Below are 15,591 nucleotides of genomic sequence, written 5' to 3'. Positions count from 1 at the left end.
AGGACGCGTGCTCCTGTTCCTGCTTCCATTTCTGGCAGCCGCGGATGGAGGCGTGTCCGGCGACGCAGCCACTCCACTTCCCGTGCAGGTCTGTCCCGACGCGGGATTGGCGACGATGCTCTCCACGGAGATCTTGGAGCAACGGGGAGTCCAGACGCTGGAACTGAAGGGTCCCTCGGACACGGATTTCCAGGTCAGGAGCTTCCGTTCCGCCCGCCGGATCGCGGTGCAACTGGAGTTCCCAGGGAGGATGCCTCTGCCCAGCAGGGTCGCCAGGGCGAGTCTCAGCGGTCCGAATCACCAGACCTTGAAGGTCGTGGAAGTGATTGAGGTGGACCCCAGGTCCGAAGCCAGAACGGCCCAGATCATCGTGGAAGCCGAAGCCCAACCGCAGGAGGCTCGCGGCGTCTACACGCTGGAACTCCAGGACGCGGAGGGCACGAAGCTGCTCGTCCTGCCGGGAGTGCGGTTTCCTTCCATCTGATCCATCCACGCCGCACGGACAGGGGCCGCCCGCCGGAGGCGCTTTCCAGAAACCTGTCCGACTGTCGGACAGGTTTTCGCTGCCTGGGCCGCCGGAGGGTGGGCCCGCACGTCCATGTCAGACCCCTGTGGTTGGATGGCCATGCTGATTCGAGGAGGGGATGGGGATGGGACGAGGCGGACTCGTGGCGTACGTGGAGGAGCAGCTCGAGCGCGATATCGCGCTGGGACGGGTGCATCCGAGTGGGCAGCTCGACCCGGAAGCGAAGCTGGCGCGTCGCTTCAACGTGTGCAGAGGCACCCTCCGCGAAGCAGTGCGGCGACTGGCGGCGCGGGGTCTGGTGGAGCAGCACCCTGGCCGCAGGACGCGCGCGGTGGCCATGGATGAGTCGCTGACGCTGGAGAACCTGGGGCTGGGGCTGCATGACGTGCGCGCGCCGAACGCACGGCGGCTCTTGGAGGGATACTTCAGCCTCAGGCGGCAGGTCCTGGTGGAGCTTCTGGCCGACTGCTGCGCGAGGGCCTCGGACGTCGACCTGGACCGGCTGAGGTACACGTGCTTCCAACTCCAGGACGCGGCGCACTGGGAGGATGGGGCCTACTGCGCACAGGTGGAATTCGAGTTGCTGCGGCTGGCGGCCCGGGTGGCGGATCGTCCCGGGTATGTGCTCCTCGTGCAGTCCCTGCATCGGGCCTTCCTGGGAGGAGCGGCCCGGCTGCAGCCCTTCATGGGTGGCGAGGCGCTGCGCGAGTGGGCTCTCTGCGCCATGAGAATCCTGTCCGAGCGCGACCCACAGCCCCTCCAGCACGAGCTACCGGCATTGCTCAAGGCGCGCGACGAGCGCGTGCTGAACGCCTTCGCTCCTCCCCCCAAGGAGCCTGCCTCTCCCTCTCCGGACAGTCACTGCGAGCCAGTCACCGGGGACACCGAGGTGCCTGGGGTCTCAACTCGCCCCGACGAGAAGGCCTCCCCCGTGGAGTCCGACAACGGGATGTCGGTGATTCCAGCACTCGCGGAGCGCGTCCCATCCGAATCCGGTGGGACGTGCGCCGAGGGCATGATGGGCACGGTCTTGGAAGGCTTGTCAGATGCCCCACCTGACAACGACCGTGAACGCCCCCGTGCCGTGGAACATCCAAGGGAGGGCGGACTGCTTCACGTGGGCCGGTGGGCTCCGCGCGTCTGGCGGTTCATTGCCCGTTTCCTGGGGCTCCCGCCTCAGAAGCCCATCGACAACGCGACTTGCTCCGTGCGGTTCACGTCGTCCTGCACCTGCGCGAGCTTCTCGCGGATGGGGCCGGGGGCGTCCGACCCCAGGAACAGGCGAAGTGTCGGGGCTCCGGCGGCCACCGCGTCCACGATGGCCTTCGCGGCCTTCACCGGGTCCCCGGGCTGCGTGCCGGCGGACTGCGCCACCCAGGCTCTCGTGGGGCCCATCGACTCCGCGTAGGCGGGCAGCTCCGGCATCGACCGGAACCCGGTGTCCAGCAGCTTCGTGCGGAACATTCCCGGCTCCACGAGAAGCACCTTCACTCCGAAGGGCGCGACCTCCTTCGCCAGTGCTTCGGAGATGCCTTCCAGCGCGTGCTTCGCCGCGCTGTACGCCCCCGCGCCCGGGTATCCGACCAGTCCGGTCAGGCTCGAGACCTGCACGATGATGCCCGTCCGCCGCTCGCGCAGGTGCGGCAGCACCGCTCGCGTCATCGCCACCGCTCCGAAGAAGAGCGGCTCGAAGACCGCCCGCAGCTCCGCGTCGCTCGTCTCCTCCACCGCGCCCAACACCGAGTAGCCCGCGTTGTTCACCAGCACGTCGATGGCCCCGAAGCGCTTCAGCGCCGCCGTGATGGACTCCTCCACCTGCCCTGGCTTCGTCACGTCCAACTGGAGCGCGAGCACCCGGTCCGGAGCCCTCGCCACCAGGTCCTCCAGCGTGCGCGGGTCTCGCGCCGTCGCGACCACTCGCTCCCCCCTGGCGATGACCTCCTCCACGATGTTGCGGCCAAACCCAGACGACGACCCCGTGATGAACCAGACCTTGCCCTGTGCGTTCATGACTGCCTCCATGGCCCATGAAGTACGCCCCGGCCTTTCGCTCCGAAACGCGTCGTCACTGGATGCACTTTGTAGCTACGCTAAGGAATGCGCGACGACCTCTCCGGCCTGATGGCGTTCCTCGCGGTGGCTCGCAGACGCAGCTTCACCGCCGCCGCGTCGGAGCTTGGAGTCACGCCCTCCGCGGTGAGCCAGAGCCTCCGGGCCCTGGAAGAGCGCGTCGGCGTGCGGCTCCTCCAGCGCACCACCCGCAGCGTGGGGCTCACCGAGGCCGGCTCGCGCTTCCTGTCGCGGCTCGAACCCGCGATGCACGGCGTGCAGGATGCCTTCGAGTCCCTGGGCGAGCTTCGCGACCGGCCCGCGGGGCTGCTGCGCCTGACCCTGCCCCGCTACGGCTACCAGGAGGTGCTCGGCCCGCGCCTGGCGGAGTTCCTCACCGCCCATCCCGACATCCGCGTGGACATCCACCTGGAAGACGCGCTGGTCGACATCGTCCAGCAGGGCTTCGACGCGGGCTTCCGCGTCGGTGAGCTCGTGGACCGCGAGATGATCGCCATCCCCGTGAGCGGCGACATCGTCATGCACGTGGTGGGCTCGCCCGCGTACTTCGCCAACCGCGGCAAGCCGAAGCACCCTCGCGACCTGCGCGACCACGACTGCATCAACTACCGCAGCCGGACCACCGGCGGGCTCCTCCGCTGGGGGCTGAGCGACGGCGCAAAGCGCATCGAGGCCGCCGTCGAGGGCCGCGTGACGTTCGATGACGCGGAGCTGGTGCTGGACGCCGCCGTCTCCGGGCTGGGGCTCGCCTATGTCCCGGAGAGCCGCGTCCAGAAGCTGCTCGCGGAGAAGCGGCTCGTGCGCGTGCTCGAACCGTACTCCGCCACCCTCCCCGGCTTCTTCCTCTACTACCCGAGCCGCGTCCAGGTGGCGCCCAAGCTCAAGGCGCTCATCGACTTCTTCAAGCTGAAGCGGCGGCGCTGACCAGGACTGGCGGCCTCAGCCACGGGGCCGCCAGCGCTTCGGCTTCCTCCAGCAAGCGCAGGCGCCGGGCGTCCTCCGGGAACGGAGCCGCCGTGCTTCGGGGAAGCGCGTCGTACGTGCGCCCGTCCAGCACGCGCCCGGCCGCCGCCTTGCGCTTGCCGCCCCACTGCTTGAAGAAGAAGGCCACGCCCGCCGCGTCACACTGCTCGCGCACCGAGCGCACCCACTCGGGGTCCAGCGGCCTAGACTTCGCGCCGCTCTCGCCTCCGACAATCACACCGTCGATGCCCGTGAAGTCCACCGGACCCAGGTCCTCCAGCAGCGGCTCGATGGACAGGAAGCGCACCCGCGCGGGCGCCGCTTGCAGGTGCTTCACTCGCGGCAGGCCGTACTTGCGGTCCTCCACGCTCACGCCCCACCAGACGTTCGGCAGCCTCGCCGCGAACGCGAGCCGCGTGGACAGCAGCCGCTGCATCCGCTCCGCGCGCTTCGTCAGCACCTGGAACGTGTGCCAGTCCGCAAGCGCCATCACCCGCGCCACCGTCTCGATGTACGCCTCCGGGACGTCGTCCAGGAACAGGTCGCTCATCGAGTTCACGAACACGCGCTTGGGCGCCTTCCAGCGCAGCGGCTCGGCGAGCTTCCCCGGAATCAACTTCAGGTCGAAGCCCTGCTCATACGGGTGCCCGGGCACGCCCCGGAACCGCTCCGCGAACGTCTCCGCGTAGCAGTGCTTGCACCCGGGGCTCAGCTTCACACAGCCGCGCACCGGGTTCCACGTCGCGTCCGTCCACTCGATCTTGGAGTTGTCAGCCATGGCGTCCGAAGGGAACACCCGGCCCGCCTGCCTCCATCCCTACTTCGCGGGCGGCGGCTCCATGGGCAGCGACTTCGCCCGCTTCTCCACCGCGCGCAGCGTGTCCACCACCGCGTCGTTCTGCCCCACGCTGGCCAGGAACCCGGGGACGGAACCTCCGGGGTCCACCGTGAATTTATAGACGACCCAGGAAGTGTCCTCGCCCTTCGGCTCCACCTTCCAGCTGCCCTCGTTCAGCCGCAGGCGCACCACGTCCCGCCTGCCGGGGAACGCGTCCGGCTCAGCCTTCCAGCGCTGCTGGTACACACCCGACCCATCCGGCGCGACCTTCGACTCCGTCACCACGTGGCAGATGTAGTCGCGCGAGGACACCACCGGCAGGTCCAGCCGCGTGTACGTGAGCCGCCCGCCGTCATCCGTGGGCCGCACCACCCGCGACTCCTTCACGTACGGCATGAAGAGCCGGTACGAGTCCTGGTCCTCCAGCGCCGTCTGGATTTGGAGCGCGCTCGCCTTGAGTTCGCCTTCCGCCCAGATGTCCTTGGCCTTCGTCCCCGGACGGGGCCGGACCTTGATCACGAAGGGCTTCGTCGCCACCGTCTCCCATTCCTGTGCCCCCGCCACGCCCGCCGCCAGAACCACCGCCAGGGCCAGGCCCCAGCGCCGCGTCATTCCCGACATGTCTTCTGCCCTTTGGTTCCGCGCGTGCCCGGCCTTCGCGGCGCGTACGTCACCTGTATCCCATCTTTCCGACACCCGAACGACCCGGGCCTGCCCACGAGACGACTTGGACACACGGGCCGCTCGACTTTGCGAGCAAGCCTTGGCAAGCCTTGCTCCCATGGCTCCTCACTTCTCCGGTCCCCCGCCCGAACGCGGTCTGTTCTGCAACCGCACCCTGAACATGCGCGCCATCAAGGCCGTGGGCTACGACATGGACTACACGCTCATCCACTACCGCGTGGAAGCGTGGGAACGCCGCGCCTACGAATACATTCGCGACCGTCTGGTGGAGCAGGGCTGGCCCGTGGCCGACCTGACCTTCGACCCGATGCTCGCCATCCGCGGCCTCATCATCGACACCGCCAAGGGCAACCTGCTCAAGGCCAACCGCTTCGGCTTCGTGAAGAAGGCCCTGCACGGCAGCCGCCCCATGGACTTCGAGTCCCAGCGCGAGGCCTATACCCGCACCGTCATCGACCTGGCGGACCGGCGCTGGGTGTTCCTCAACACGCTGTTCTCCCTCTCCGAGGCCTGCATCTACGCGCAGCTCGTGGACCGCCTGGACGCCGGCCAGCTCCCCGGTCCCATGGGCTACGCGGACCTCTACGAGCACGTGCGCAAGAACCTGGACGCCACGCACATGCAGGGGCGCCTCAAGGCGGAGATCATCGCGGACCCCGAGCGCTACGTCATCGACGACCCGGAGACGCCGCTCGCGCTGCTGGACCAGAAGAACGCTGGCAAGAAGGTGCTGCTCATCACCAACAGCGAGTGGGCCTACACGGAGCCCATGATGCACTTCGCCTTCGACCGGCACCTGCCCGAAGGCATGACCTGGCGCCAGCTCTTCGACGTGGTCATCGTCAGCGCGCGCAAGCCCGAGTTCTTCACCACGCGCTCCACCCTCTTCGAGGTGGTGGAGGCGAATGGTGAAGCGCTGCTGCGGCCGCACTCCGGACCGCTCGACAAGAACAAGCCCTACTTCGGCGGCAGCGCGCTGGAGCTGGAGCGGCACCTGGGCCTGTCCGGCGACGAGATCCTCTACGTGGGCGACCACATGTTCGGCGACGTGCACGTGAGCAAGAACGTGCTGCGCTGGCGCACCGCGCTCATCCTGCGCGAGCTGGAGGACGAGGTGCGCGCCATCGCCGCCTTCCGCGCCACCGAGGTGCGCATTGGCGAGCGCATGCTCAGGAAGGAGCGCCTGGAGGCGGAGAGCTGCCAGGTGCGCCTGGAGCTCCAGCGGCGCAGGCACCAGTACGGCCCCCGCTCGGACGTGACGGAGGGCGAGCTGGTGACGCGGCTCACGGAGCTGCGCGCGGAGCTGGAGGCGCTGGACGCGGAGCTGGGCCCCATGGCCCGCGCGGCCGGTGAGCTGTCCAATCCGCACTGGGGCCTGCTCACCCGCGCCGGCAACGACAAGAGCCACCTGGCGCGGCAGGTGGAGCGCTACGCGGACATCTACACGTCGCGCGTGAGCAACTTCCTCTTCGCCACGCCGTTCGTCTACCTGCGCAGCCCGCGCGGCAGCCTCCCGCACGACCCCAGCATCCCCGGCGGCACCCCGGTGTTCACCACCGGGGACGGCGCGGGCAGCGGCCCCGCGGAGTAGCGCCCGGGCTCAAGGCGCCTCGCGCGCTACTGCGTGAGGCGCCAGAGGGCCTGCAGGTCCGCGGGCAGGTTGCTGGCGACCTTGTCCGCCTCGCCTTCGGAGATCTGGTCCTGGAAGGCGCGCAGCACCGCGCGGACCACCACCTCCGCCCGGTCCACCGGCATCTGGAGGTCCTCCGCCACGGAGGCGATGAGCTCCTCGCGGCCGAAGCGGTGGGGGTGCCGGGGGCGCTCCTCCGGCGGCGGCAGGAACTCCACCAGCAGCCGGGGCAGTTGGGACTCCAGGTTGCGCGCGCCGTTGGGCATGAGCCTGCGCTCCAGCGCGCTCAGCACCGACACGGCGGCGGACTCCGCGAGCGCGGGAGGCAGGGCGCTCAAGTCACACAGGTGGTGGATGAACGCCGCGTAGGTGGCGCGCAGGTGGGCTTCATGCCGCCGCGCGTGGCGTTCCTGCTTCTCGGTTTCGGTTTCGTGGGCCTGGGCCATGGGCACACCTCCGGCGGGTAAGGGGGACGGGACCTCCTGGAAGGTGGGCACCGGAGCCCCGGTTCGCGCCCGGCAGGCAGGCGGGCCCCGCCCCCCGGCGCCCCACCCCCGCCCGGCCGCCGGGGGAATCCCCTGGAAATGCCAGGGGTTACTGAACACGTGTCCAGACCTCCGAACGGAGCGGGACCTGGCGACCCGGCGCGTGAACCGGGCATGTCAGACCCCTCCCGTAGAAATGATCGCGTGAGCCACTCGACCCCGCCATCGTCTCCGTCGCGAGTCCTGGAGCAGCGCAACCTCCTGGGAGGCCTGGACCTCCTGCCCGTGATGGGCCGGGGCAACCGCAAGCGCGCGCGTCAGTTCCACGTGCCCTCGGAGCGCAAGCTGGGGTTCGCCGCCGCGCTGGCGCTGGTGGTGGAGCACGGCAAGGAGAAGGCCCGGGAGACGGGCACCACGTCGATGACGCGCTGCCCGCGCTGCGGCCACGTGGGGCCCACGGAGCAGGACTTCGGCTTCCGCATCATGAGCCGGGGCCAGCGCCGCCCGCAGTCCTGGTGCCGTGGCTGCCGTGGCCAGCACCTGGAGCCGGTGAACGCCTCCCAGCCCCGCCCCGAGGACGGCTGGCTGTTCCCGCCGGAGGCCACGGAGAAGAAGAAGGCCAAGGCAGCCAAGCCTGGCAAGCCCAAGGCGAAGAAGCGCGCCCGCCGCGACAACGAAGACCTCACCTGAGTCGCGGTGGGGTCCGGGCGTGATTCCCGCCCATGGATGAGCGCCGCTCGTGCGCCCCCTGTCATCCCGCGCCACCGGGCGCCCGCGACCCGCATGCTCCCGGGGCGGCCCCTGTCCCGCCCGTCGCCAGGGATGGCAACACTCCGCCGGGGTCCCTACCTCAGCTCAAAGGAGGACTTCATGTCCGTGCGGACCCGAGTGGCAGGCATCAAGAACAAGCGACGGGTGGATCCCCATGCGGCCCAGGCGAGCGTGCAGGCCAGCAATGGGCGCAAGACACTGGCCCATGATGATGAGGCGGCGCTGTTGCGGCAGAAGGAGCTCAAGCGCGTGACGCTGGGCCCCGCCGCTGGCGACCACGGCCCCAAGCGCAACAACCGGGGCACTGGGCTGAGAGGGCGCAAGAAGGCGCCCAGCCAGATCCACATCAAGAGCGCGGGTGGCCCACGGGAGCGCTCACCGCTGCACGGGGGCTGACGGCCCGCTCTTCGCCACGGAAATGACGACGCCCCGCGTGGGAGACGGCAACGACCGTCTTCCACCGCGGGGCGCGGTGCGTCTGGGCTCTGTCGCGCGCCGATCAGTAACCGACGTAGCCGCTGCCGCTGTTCAGGCCCTTGATGCCGGGGACGTTGGACACGGAGCCGTAGCGCTCAATGGAGTAGCGGACGCCGGCGATGATGTTGTCCACCGGGTTGCGGATGTTGTCGTGGCCGGGGAGCTTGTGCGCGTCGAACGTCGGCTGGATGGTCTGCATCAGGCCGATGGAGGGCGTGCCCTTCTTCGCGTTGGAGTCCCAGAGGTTGATGGCGTTCGGGTTCCCGCTGGACTCGTGCTGGATGATCTTCGCGATGTCCTGGGGGTTCATCTTGTCCGCCGGGACGCCGTTGGCCTTGAGGATGTCCATGGCCTGCTTGATCCAGTCGCCCACCTGGCCCGGGGGCACGTCCCCCACCGCCTGCGCGCCCTGCGTCTGCTGCGCGCCGCCCGTCAGGTCCGGCCCCTTGGAGACACCCTGCGCCTGGAAGTCATCCTTGCTGCCCGGGATGTTCAGGTTCGCGTCGGCGTAGATCAGGTCCTTGTTCGTGATGTTCGGGTTCGCCTTCACCAGCGAATCCACATCCGTGTTGAACCGCTTGGCCAGCGCGCTCAGCGTGTCGCCCGACTTGATCTTGTAGTCCATGGGGGGAGGGACCTTTGTGATTGCCGAAAACGTCGTTGCTTGATTCTCGGAGTTTGATTCGCGGAGTTTCGCCTACATTTGCGGTTCTGTAGGCACTTTCACGCGGAGTCACGAGACCGTCGCCAGAACAGCCCCATCAGGACGGCGAGTGTAGCGCCCAGGCCACCGGGGCCGCTGCCGCACCCGCATTTGACGTCCGGCCGGTCGAAGTCCGGTGTCAGCGGGTCGACGATGGTCTCGCAGGAGGTGAAGCAGCGGCAGGCGTCGTCCCCGTCCACCTCCAGCCGGGCGCACACGCCCTGGGCGCCACAGGCGGCGTCCTGAGTGCAGACCGCGCCGAAGGTCCCGGCCTGGAGCGAGGGCAGGACGCACCGGGCGGGGGCGTCCCAGGCGGTGACGCACAGCAGGCCCGAGGGACAGTCCGCGTCGCTCGCGCAGGACGCCTCACAGAGGGCGTCCAGGGGAAGCGTGCCGGTAGGCGCGGGGGGTGGGGCCTCCTCCAGGAAGGGGCGGACGAAGTCCTCCAGCGCGTCCACCCGCAGTTGGACCGCCTCCGTGCGGCAGGCCACGTCCCCGCTGATGGTGAGGCCCAGGAGCACCTCGTTCCCCTCCGGGCCTCCCAGCACCGGGCCTCCGCTGTCCCCCACGCAGGTCATGGCCGGGGCGGGGCCGGCCTGGAAGGCGCTGTCGGTGACGCCCGTCACCTGGAGCAAACCCTGCCGCCGCTGGCCCATGGGCCGGGCCGCATCCTTCGTGTCGCCGTAGCCCACCGCCCGCACCAGGTCTCCCGGCGCCACCGGGGCGTCCCCCGCCTGGGGAAGCCGGAGGGGCGGGACGTCCGTCACGGGCACCGCCAGCCGCAGGAGCGCGGCGTCCCAGATGTGCGTGGCCGGGACGAATTTTGGGTGGGCTACCGCCCGGGTGACCCGCACGAACCGCCCGCCGGGCCCGGGCTCCGGGAGCAGCGTGGGGCCCAGGTAGACCTCGTAGGGGCCCGCCTCCCCGAAGACGGCCAGGCAGTGCGCCGCCGTCAGCACCACATCCGGGGCAATGAGGGCCCCCGAGCAGAGGAGCACCGGCGTCTCCCCTCCACAGCGCGTGCGCCGGGCCACCAGCGCCACCGCCGCCGGGTCCCCGGGCGCGTCCGTCCCCTGGACCAGGGCCTGCCCTCCAGCCCCCAGGGCTTCGGAGGGCCCGGACTCCATAGGGCCGCAGGCGAGCAGGCAGGCGAGCGCCAGCCACGTCCCGAGCGCAACCACCCTCCGGGGTCGGCATCCTGTCCTCTCCCTGGCGGACCCGGCGGACCGTTTCACCATGGGGCGCATCATAGGCAACAGGGGTCATGGGAATGGGGGGTGCCCCGCGTTACCTTGCCCCTGGGGGACGTGAACCGGATAGAGTCCGTTGCACGTCTCCCTGCCCCTAGGGGCGGAAGGCACGCCTGCCTGCCTTCTCCGCCGGAGGGGACTGCCACATTGGAGGGTCCGCCACATCTTCACGGGTGGTGGGTCCGCTAACCCTTTTTGGAGGATGTTCACATCATTCGCGAACAGAGAAATAGCAGCCGCGGTCCCAACCGGGACCAGAGAACCAACCGCCGCATCCGCGCGCGGGAAGTCCGTGTCGTGGGCTCCGATGGTTCGCAGCTCGGAGTCATGACCATCGAGGCGGCGCTGGAGAAGGTCCGCTCCGAGTCGCTCGACCTGGTCGAAGTCAGCCCGATGGCCAAGCCGCCGGTCTGCAAGATCATGGACTACGGCAAGTTCAAGTACGAGGAGAAGAAGAAGGCCTCGGACGCGAAGCGCACGCAGGTGGTCATCCAGCTCAAGGAAGTGAAGCTCCGTCCCAAGACGGAGGAGCACGACTACGAGTTCAAGGTGCGCAACACCCGCCGGTTCATCGAAGAGGGCAACAAGGCCAAGGTCGTCATCCAGTTCCGCGGGCGTGAAATCACGCACAAGGAGCTGGGCAGCGCCATCCTCGATGACGTCATCAAGGACCTGAAGGACGTGGCCGTGGCGGAGCAGCTGCCGCGCATGGAAGGCCGGCAGATGTACATGATCCTGGCCCCCACGCCGAAGGTCGCGCAGAAGGCGCGCGAGCAGGCGCGGCAGGCCGCGGCGGCCGCCCGCAAGTCCCCGCCCCCGGGTGCTGGCAAGAAGCCCCAGGCGGCCGGTGCTCCGGGTGCGGAAGGTGCCTCCACGGCCCCGGTCGAATCCGACGGAGCCAGCGACGCCACCGACGACTCGACGGACGAAGCGCCGGACGCCGCGCCCGCGACGACGTAGCCGTACGCAGGCTCGCGTCTCTCCTCGCCGGGAGACGCGCCCACGGGCGGTACCCCTCGGGATTTCCGTCCCGGGGAGACCGCCCGCGTTCGTTTCCGCCGCCGTGACGCCGGACCGCGCCGCTAGCCGGGCAGGAAGCGGGTGCGCCGGCGGCGGCCCCACTCCATCAGGATGAACGTCACGCCCACCGCGAGCATCGCGCTGGCACCGCCACACCCGGCGGCCATCGCCTGCTGGGAGGGGCTCGTCGCGGCGCCTACCCCCGCGCCGGGGTCCAGCGGGGGCTCGAACCCGGAGCCGCCGGTGGCGGTGAACCGCTCGCGGTCCGCGTCCTCCTCCGCCGGGGCCTGCTTCGCCGCCACGGTCTGCGACTTGAGCGACGACGCGGAGGTGGAGAAGAAGGACAGCCGGTAGCTGGAGCCGGAGGACGGCTCGATGCCGAAGAAGCACACCAGCGGCACGCCCGAGGGCAGCACGTCCGGCGCCGCCGGGTAGCCCGCGAAGCCGGACACCGACGCGAGCTCCTTGCCCGCGCCCGGCTTGCCGCTGGAGGACAGCGCGCGGACCCACAGCCGGTAGCCGGAGCCGTCGCTCCGAGGCTGGTTGTAGAAGAGGTACAGGCTGCTGCCCGCGCGCACGAGCGCCGGCTGCGTGGCCCAGTCCCCGTCCTCCAGCACCCTCACCGCGGAGCCGAAGGCGTTGCCGTCGAAGCGGCGGTACATCAGCCGTTCGGAGTTGTCCTTGTAGACCAGGTGCAGACCGCCCTTCCCGTCCGCCACCGCGCTCATCGCGGCGCCGTGGTAGATGCCGTCGGAGAAGGCGGTGCGCGTGGAGGACCAGCTGGACACGGACGCGCTGTCATCCCGGATGCGGTAGTGCGTGGTGTCGCGGCCGTCGTGCGAGCTCCACAGCATCATCAGCCGGCTGCCCAGGCTGATGAGCCGCCCGCCGCCGCGCTTCGGGACGTTTCTCGCGAGCGCGGACTGGGTGCGGAAGGTGGAGCCGCCGTCGCTGCTCACGGAGATGACCAGCGTGTTGCTCGCGTCCTTTTCCCGGAAGAAGGCCTGCACCCAGAGCCGGCCCTTGGAGTCGCGCGCCAGCTCCGCGCGGTAGTACGCGGTGCTGGAGCTGGTGGAGTCGAAGACGCGCACGGGCTTGTCCGCAAGCCAGTGGTTCTTGGACGCGCTGTAGCGCCACCACTGGAAGTACACGTCACGTGACGTGGAGCCGCTGATGCCCGCGCTGTCCGGCGTCTCCACCGCGTAGACGAGCGCCACGTCCTTGCCCACCACCACCAGGTCCGCGCGGTCATAGGTGGAGCCGTCGTGGATGACGCCCTCCTGCTTCCAGGTGCTGCCGCCGTTGTCGCTGCGGAACAGCCGCAGGCCGTGCCCGTCCTGCCCGCCCTGCTGCACGGCCGTGAGCAGCACGGAGCCCTCGCTGCGGGACACGCGCACCATGTGCCGGTGCGCGGGCAGCGTCAGCGCGTTGCCGCCCCTCACCGGGATGGCCGAGGGCGGTGTCGCCGCCGTCATGCCCGCCAGCAGGAGCCCTGTGAGTGCCGCCCAACCCATTCCCACCCCCTCCGTTGGATTCCCCGCCGGGAAACTGGTGGGCAGGGAGGGACGAAAGAAGGTGGGAAAAAGGGTTTCCGCCTGCCCGCCTGCCCTACGAAGGGGCGTCAGCGGTGTCGTGGGCCCGACGCTTCAGCCGCGCGCCGCGGCCCGGCCGCCGATGTGCTCTCCCGCGTCCGGACGCAGCCGGCGGAAGAGCGGCCCGGCCAGCGACGACACGAAACCGATGGCGAGGAACGGCAGGAGGAAGCGGTCCGGCGTGAGGCGCACGTCACCGCCGCCTCGCGCCACGTGCAGCATCAGGCCGCCGAAGCTGATGCCCACGCTCAGCGCCATCTGCTGCGTCACCACCGCGAGGGTGGAGGCGTTGCTCACCGACTCCTTGGGGAGGTCCGCGTAGGCCATCGTGTTGGTGGCGGTGAACTGCAAGGAGCGCATGAAGCCGCTGAACATCAGCGTGCCGATGATGAGCGGGATGGGCGTGGTGACGCCGAAGAAGGCGGGCACGGCCGTCACCGCGGCGGTGAGCAGGTTGGAGGCGATGAGCGTCTGACGGAAGCCCACGCGGCGGATGAGCGCGGGCGCCACCGGCTTGCACGCGAAGGCGCCCAGCCCCGTCCCGATGGTGACGAGCCCCGCCTCCAGCGGCCCCCAACCCAGGGCCACCTGGAAGAGCAGCGGCAGGAGGAAGGGCGTCGCGCCCAGTCCGATGCGCACCAGCGCGCCGCCCATCATGCTGGCGCGGAAGGTGTCCACCTTGAACAGGCGCAGGTTGAGCACCGGGCGCGGCGTGCGCAGCGCGTGCCGCACGTAGGCCACCAGCGCCCCCACCGCCACCCCGGTGATGGCCGCCTGCACGGGCCACGGCACCAGGCCGATGCCCACCGTCTCCGCCGCGCCCATCAGCGCGGTGATGGCGACCACGGCGATGGCGAAGCCCTTCGTGTCGAAGGGGCCCGGGTCCGGCTGCTCCAGCGGGGGCACGAAGCGCGCCACGGCCCACATGCCCAAGAGGCCCACCGGCACGTTGATGAAGAAGATCCACGGCCAGTCCGCGACGCCCAGGATGAGGCCCGCGAGCGGCGGGCCCAACAGCGGCCCCACCAGCGCGGGCATGGTGAACCAGCTCATCGCGGACACCAGCTTCTCGCGCGGCGCCGAGTTCACGACGATGAGCCGGCCCACCGGCACCATCAGCGCGCCGCCCAGCCCCTGGAGCGTGCGGAAGACGACGAGCTGCGCGAGCGTCTGGGAGAAGCCGCACAGCACGGAGCCCGCGAGGAACACGACCATGGCGGTCATGAAGACGCGGCGCGGACCGAAGCGGTCGGCGATCCACCCGCTCGCGGGCGCGAGCACGGCCAGGGCCAGGATGTACGACGTCAGCGCGAGCTTGAGGTGGACGGGGTCGGTGCCGAACGCCACGGACAGCGTGGGCAGCGCGGTGGACAACGCCGTGGAGTCCAGGAACTCCATGAACAGCGCGCTGGCCACCGCGATGGATGCCAGCCGGGAGCCTCGGGTGGAGGGGGTGCTGGAAGGCGCGGTGGAGGCGGTCGCGGTGGAGGAAACGGACACGTCTTTTTCTATGCGCACGCGGCGCCGTGCCTGTCACGCCTGTGTGAAGGCCGCGCCGCATCCGTCAGAAGCGCTTGTACTCCCAGCGCGAAGCGGTGGGGGCCTTCACGTGAAGCCCGCGTCCGGTGGGCCGCAGGGCGGGCGGGCAGGCCGCCGGGGATTCAGGGTTCCGGCGGCTCGTCGCGCGCGGCCTCGGCCAGGGTGCGGGCCTCCTCGCGCAGCTCGTCCAGGCGGACGCGGTGACGCTGGAGCAGCGCGTCCACCTGTTCGACGCGGGTCTTGTCCCCGCGTGACTTCGCCTCCTGCCGCTCGCCCTCCAGGCGCGACACGTCCCGCCCCAGCAGCCTGGCGATGTGCTCCGTCTTCTCCAGCTTCCAGCGCGCGGTCTGTGGCTGCTCGTCCTCGATGGGGTCGTTCGCTTGCGGCGGCGCGTTGGCCACCTCCGGCTCCGGCGGCACGTCTCCGGGCGAGGGCGGCACCACCGTGGCGTGGGGCGGCGCGGGGTCCGGCGTCCGCACCGGCACCGCGCGCTTCGGCGACACCTGGGCCGCCGTCACCGGGCCGGGGCCCGCGTTCGAGACCGGCGGCGCGGCGGGAGAAGAGGTCTCTCGCGACGGCCACAGCGCCACGGCGATGAGCGCGGCCACCAGCACCGCCGCGCTCCCCAGCATCACCCGCTCACGGTTCCGCATCGTCCACTCCCCCTACAACCGAAGGCGCCACCCGTCACCCTGGCGCTCCACCCGGAAGAGGAACGGCTCCGCGCGCTCCGATCCTCCCTGCGACACCCGCGCCCGCACGACCACCGCGTTCGGGTCGCGGCCATCCACCTTCGCGTCCAGCACGTCCACCAGGCCCATGCCGTGCTCGCGCAGGTCCTTCACCGTCTCCTCGCACGGAGGCACGCCCTGCCCCGTCACCAGCATGGGGCCCAGCACCGCGCAGTCCCCGGACGGCAGGGCCTGGAAGAAGCGGCGCACCACCGCCTCCCCGGCCTCCGCCTTGGAGGACGTCGTCGAAGTGCAGCCGAGCGCGGCGAGCCACAGCCCCGCCGCCCCCACCGCGTGCCTCATCGCGCGTCG

At 70.4% G+C, this 15,591-nt stretch carries 16 protein-coding genes and 1 pseudogene; 7 read left to right on the top strand and 10 right to left on the bottom strand.

The window, feature by feature from the left end; translation table 11 throughout:
* Positions 1 to 7: 7 nt before the first annotated feature.
* Entirely contained in the window at positions 8 to 484 is a 477-nt protein-coding gene (locus ACX114_RS01570; RefSeq protein ID WP_459293982.1) for a hypothetical protein, read from the top strand.
* A 160-nt stretch (positions 485 to 644) separates the two neighbouring features.
* Positions 645 to 794: pseudogene (locus ACX114_RS01565) on the top strand (GntR family transcriptional regulator); the annotation flags it as partial.
* A gap of 908 nt (positions 795 to 1,702) precedes the next feature.
* Here ACX114_RS01565 and ACX114_RS01560 read toward each other — a convergent pair.
* Positions 1,703 to 2,536: an oxidoreductase gene (locus ACX114_RS01560; protein ID WP_459293980.1), complete on the bottom strand. Its 834-nt coding sequence runs from the start codon at positions 2,534 to 2,536 to the stop codon at positions 1,703 to 1,705.
* Positions 2,537 to 2,623: 87 nt separating this feature from the next.
* Between ACX114_RS01560 and ACX114_RS01555 the strand changes: the two genes are divergently transcribed.
* Complete coding sequence (locus ACX114_RS01555) at positions 2,624 to 3,520, top strand: LysR family transcriptional regulator (RefSeq protein WP_459293978.1); 897 nt, start codon at positions 2,624 to 2,626, stop codon at positions 3,518 to 3,520.
* Here ACX114_RS01555 and ACX114_RS01550 read toward each other — a convergent pair.
* Both ACX114_RS01550 and ACX114_RS01545 read right to left on the bottom strand, forming a co-directional pair.
* Positions 3,498 to 4,337: a DUF5131 family protein gene (locus tag ACX114_RS01550; protein WP_459293976.1), complete on the bottom strand. Its 840-nt coding sequence runs from the start codon at positions 4,335 to 4,337 to the stop codon at positions 3,498 to 3,500. The genes ACX114_RS01555 and ACX114_RS01550 overlap by 23 nt on opposite strands.
* A 39-nt stretch (positions 4,338 to 4,376) precedes the next feature.
* Positions 4,377 to 5,009 carry an SRPBCC family protein gene (locus ACX114_RS01545; RefSeq protein ID WP_459293974.1) on the bottom strand — a complete coding sequence of 211 codons (633 nt, stop codon included), beginning with the start codon at positions 5,007 to 5,009 and terminating at the stop codon, positions 4,377 to 4,379.
* A 169-nt stretch (positions 5,010 to 5,178) separates the two neighbouring features.
* Here ACX114_RS01545 and ACX114_RS01540 point away from each other — a divergent pair, with 169 nt between their 5' ends.
* Positions 5,179 to 6,672 (top strand): HAD-IG family 5'-nucleotidase, encoded by a 1,494-nt coding sequence (locus ACX114_RS01540; RefSeq protein WP_459293972.1) that lies wholly within the window; start codon positions 5,179 to 5,181, stop codon positions 6,670 to 6,672.
* Positions 6,673 to 6,698: 26 nt separating this feature from the next.
* Here ACX114_RS01540 and ACX114_RS01535 read toward each other — a convergent pair whose 3' ends face one another.
* Positions 6,699 to 7,157, bottom strand: coding sequence for a DUF2267 domain-containing protein (locus ACX114_RS01535; protein ID WP_459293970.1), 459 nt, complete (start codon positions 7,155 to 7,157; stop codon positions 6,699 to 6,701).
* A 213-nt stretch (positions 7,158 to 7,370) separates the two neighbouring features.
* Between ACX114_RS01535 and ACX114_RS01530 the strand changes: the two genes are divergently transcribed.
* Both ACX114_RS01530 and ACX114_RS01525 read left to right on the top strand, forming a co-directional pair.
* Entirely contained in the window at positions 7,371 to 7,886 is a 516-nt protein-coding gene (locus ACX114_RS01530) for a hypothetical protein (RefSeq protein ID WP_459293968.1), read from the top strand.
* Positions 7,887 to 8,066: 180 nt separating this feature from the next.
* Positions 8,067 to 8,363 (top strand): hypothetical protein, encoded by a 297-nt coding sequence (locus ACX114_RS01525; protein ID WP_459293966.1) that lies wholly within the window; start codon positions 8,067 to 8,069, stop codon positions 8,361 to 8,363.
* A gap of 103 nt (positions 8,364 to 8,466) precedes the next feature.
* Here the strand turns inward: ACX114_RS01525 and ACX114_RS01520 are convergent, their stop codons facing one another.
* Positions 8,467 to 9,069: a transglycosylase SLT domain-containing protein gene (locus ACX114_RS01520; RefSeq protein WP_459293964.1), complete on the bottom strand. Its 603-nt coding sequence runs from the start codon at positions 9,067 to 9,069 to the stop codon at positions 8,467 to 8,469.
* A gap of 98 nt (positions 9,070 to 9,167) precedes the next feature.
* On the bottom strand, positions 9,168 to 10,328 hold the full coding sequence (locus tag ACX114_RS01515; RefSeq protein ID WP_459293962.1) for a S1 family peptidase: 1,161 nt from the start codon (positions 10,326 to 10,328) through the stop codon (positions 9,168 to 9,170).
* Positions 10,329 to 10,694: 366 nt separating this feature from the next.
* On the opposite strand from ACX114_RS01515, the gene infC reads away from it, so the two are divergent.
* Positions 10,695 to 11,357 carry a translation initiation factor IF-3 gene (gene infC / locus ACX114_RS01510; protein ID WP_459293960.1) on the top strand — a complete coding sequence of 221 codons (663 nt, stop codon included), beginning with the start codon at positions 10,695 to 10,697 and terminating at the stop codon, positions 11,355 to 11,357.
* 122 nt (positions 11,358 to 11,479) lie between these two features.
* Here infC and ACX114_RS01505 read toward each other — a convergent pair whose 3' ends face one another.
* From ACX114_RS01505 to ACX114_RS01490, 4 genes are all read right to left on the bottom strand, one after another.
* Positions 11,480 to 12,931, bottom strand: coding sequence for a sialidase family protein (locus tag ACX114_RS01505; protein ID WP_459293958.1), 1,452 nt, complete (start codon positions 12,929 to 12,931; stop codon positions 11,480 to 11,482).
* A 132-nt stretch (positions 12,932 to 13,063) separates the two neighbouring features.
* A complete protein-coding gene (locus tag ACX114_RS01500) occupies positions 13,064 to 14,407 on the bottom strand; it encodes a DHA2 family efflux MFS transporter permease subunit (protein ID WP_459300038.1) in 1,344 nt (447 codons plus the stop codon).
* A gap of 263 nt (positions 14,408 to 14,670) precedes the next feature.
* On the bottom strand, positions 14,671 to 15,201 hold the full coding sequence (locus ACX114_RS01495; RefSeq protein ID WP_459293956.1) for a hypothetical protein: 531 nt from the start codon (positions 15,199 to 15,201) through the stop codon (positions 14,671 to 14,673).
* A 12-nt stretch (positions 15,202 to 15,213) separates the two neighbouring features.
* Positions 15,214 to 15,582: a hypothetical protein gene (locus tag ACX114_RS01490; RefSeq protein WP_459293954.1), complete on the bottom strand. Its 369-nt coding sequence runs from the start codon at positions 15,580 to 15,582 to the stop codon at positions 15,214 to 15,216.
* Positions 15,583 to 15,591: the final 9 nt, after the last annotated feature.

Source organism: Corallococcus sp. M7, from assembly GCF_054512695.1.
The sequence above is the reverse complement of the archived record's forward strand: the minus strand, read 5'-3'. Positions and strand labels throughout refer to the sequence as shown.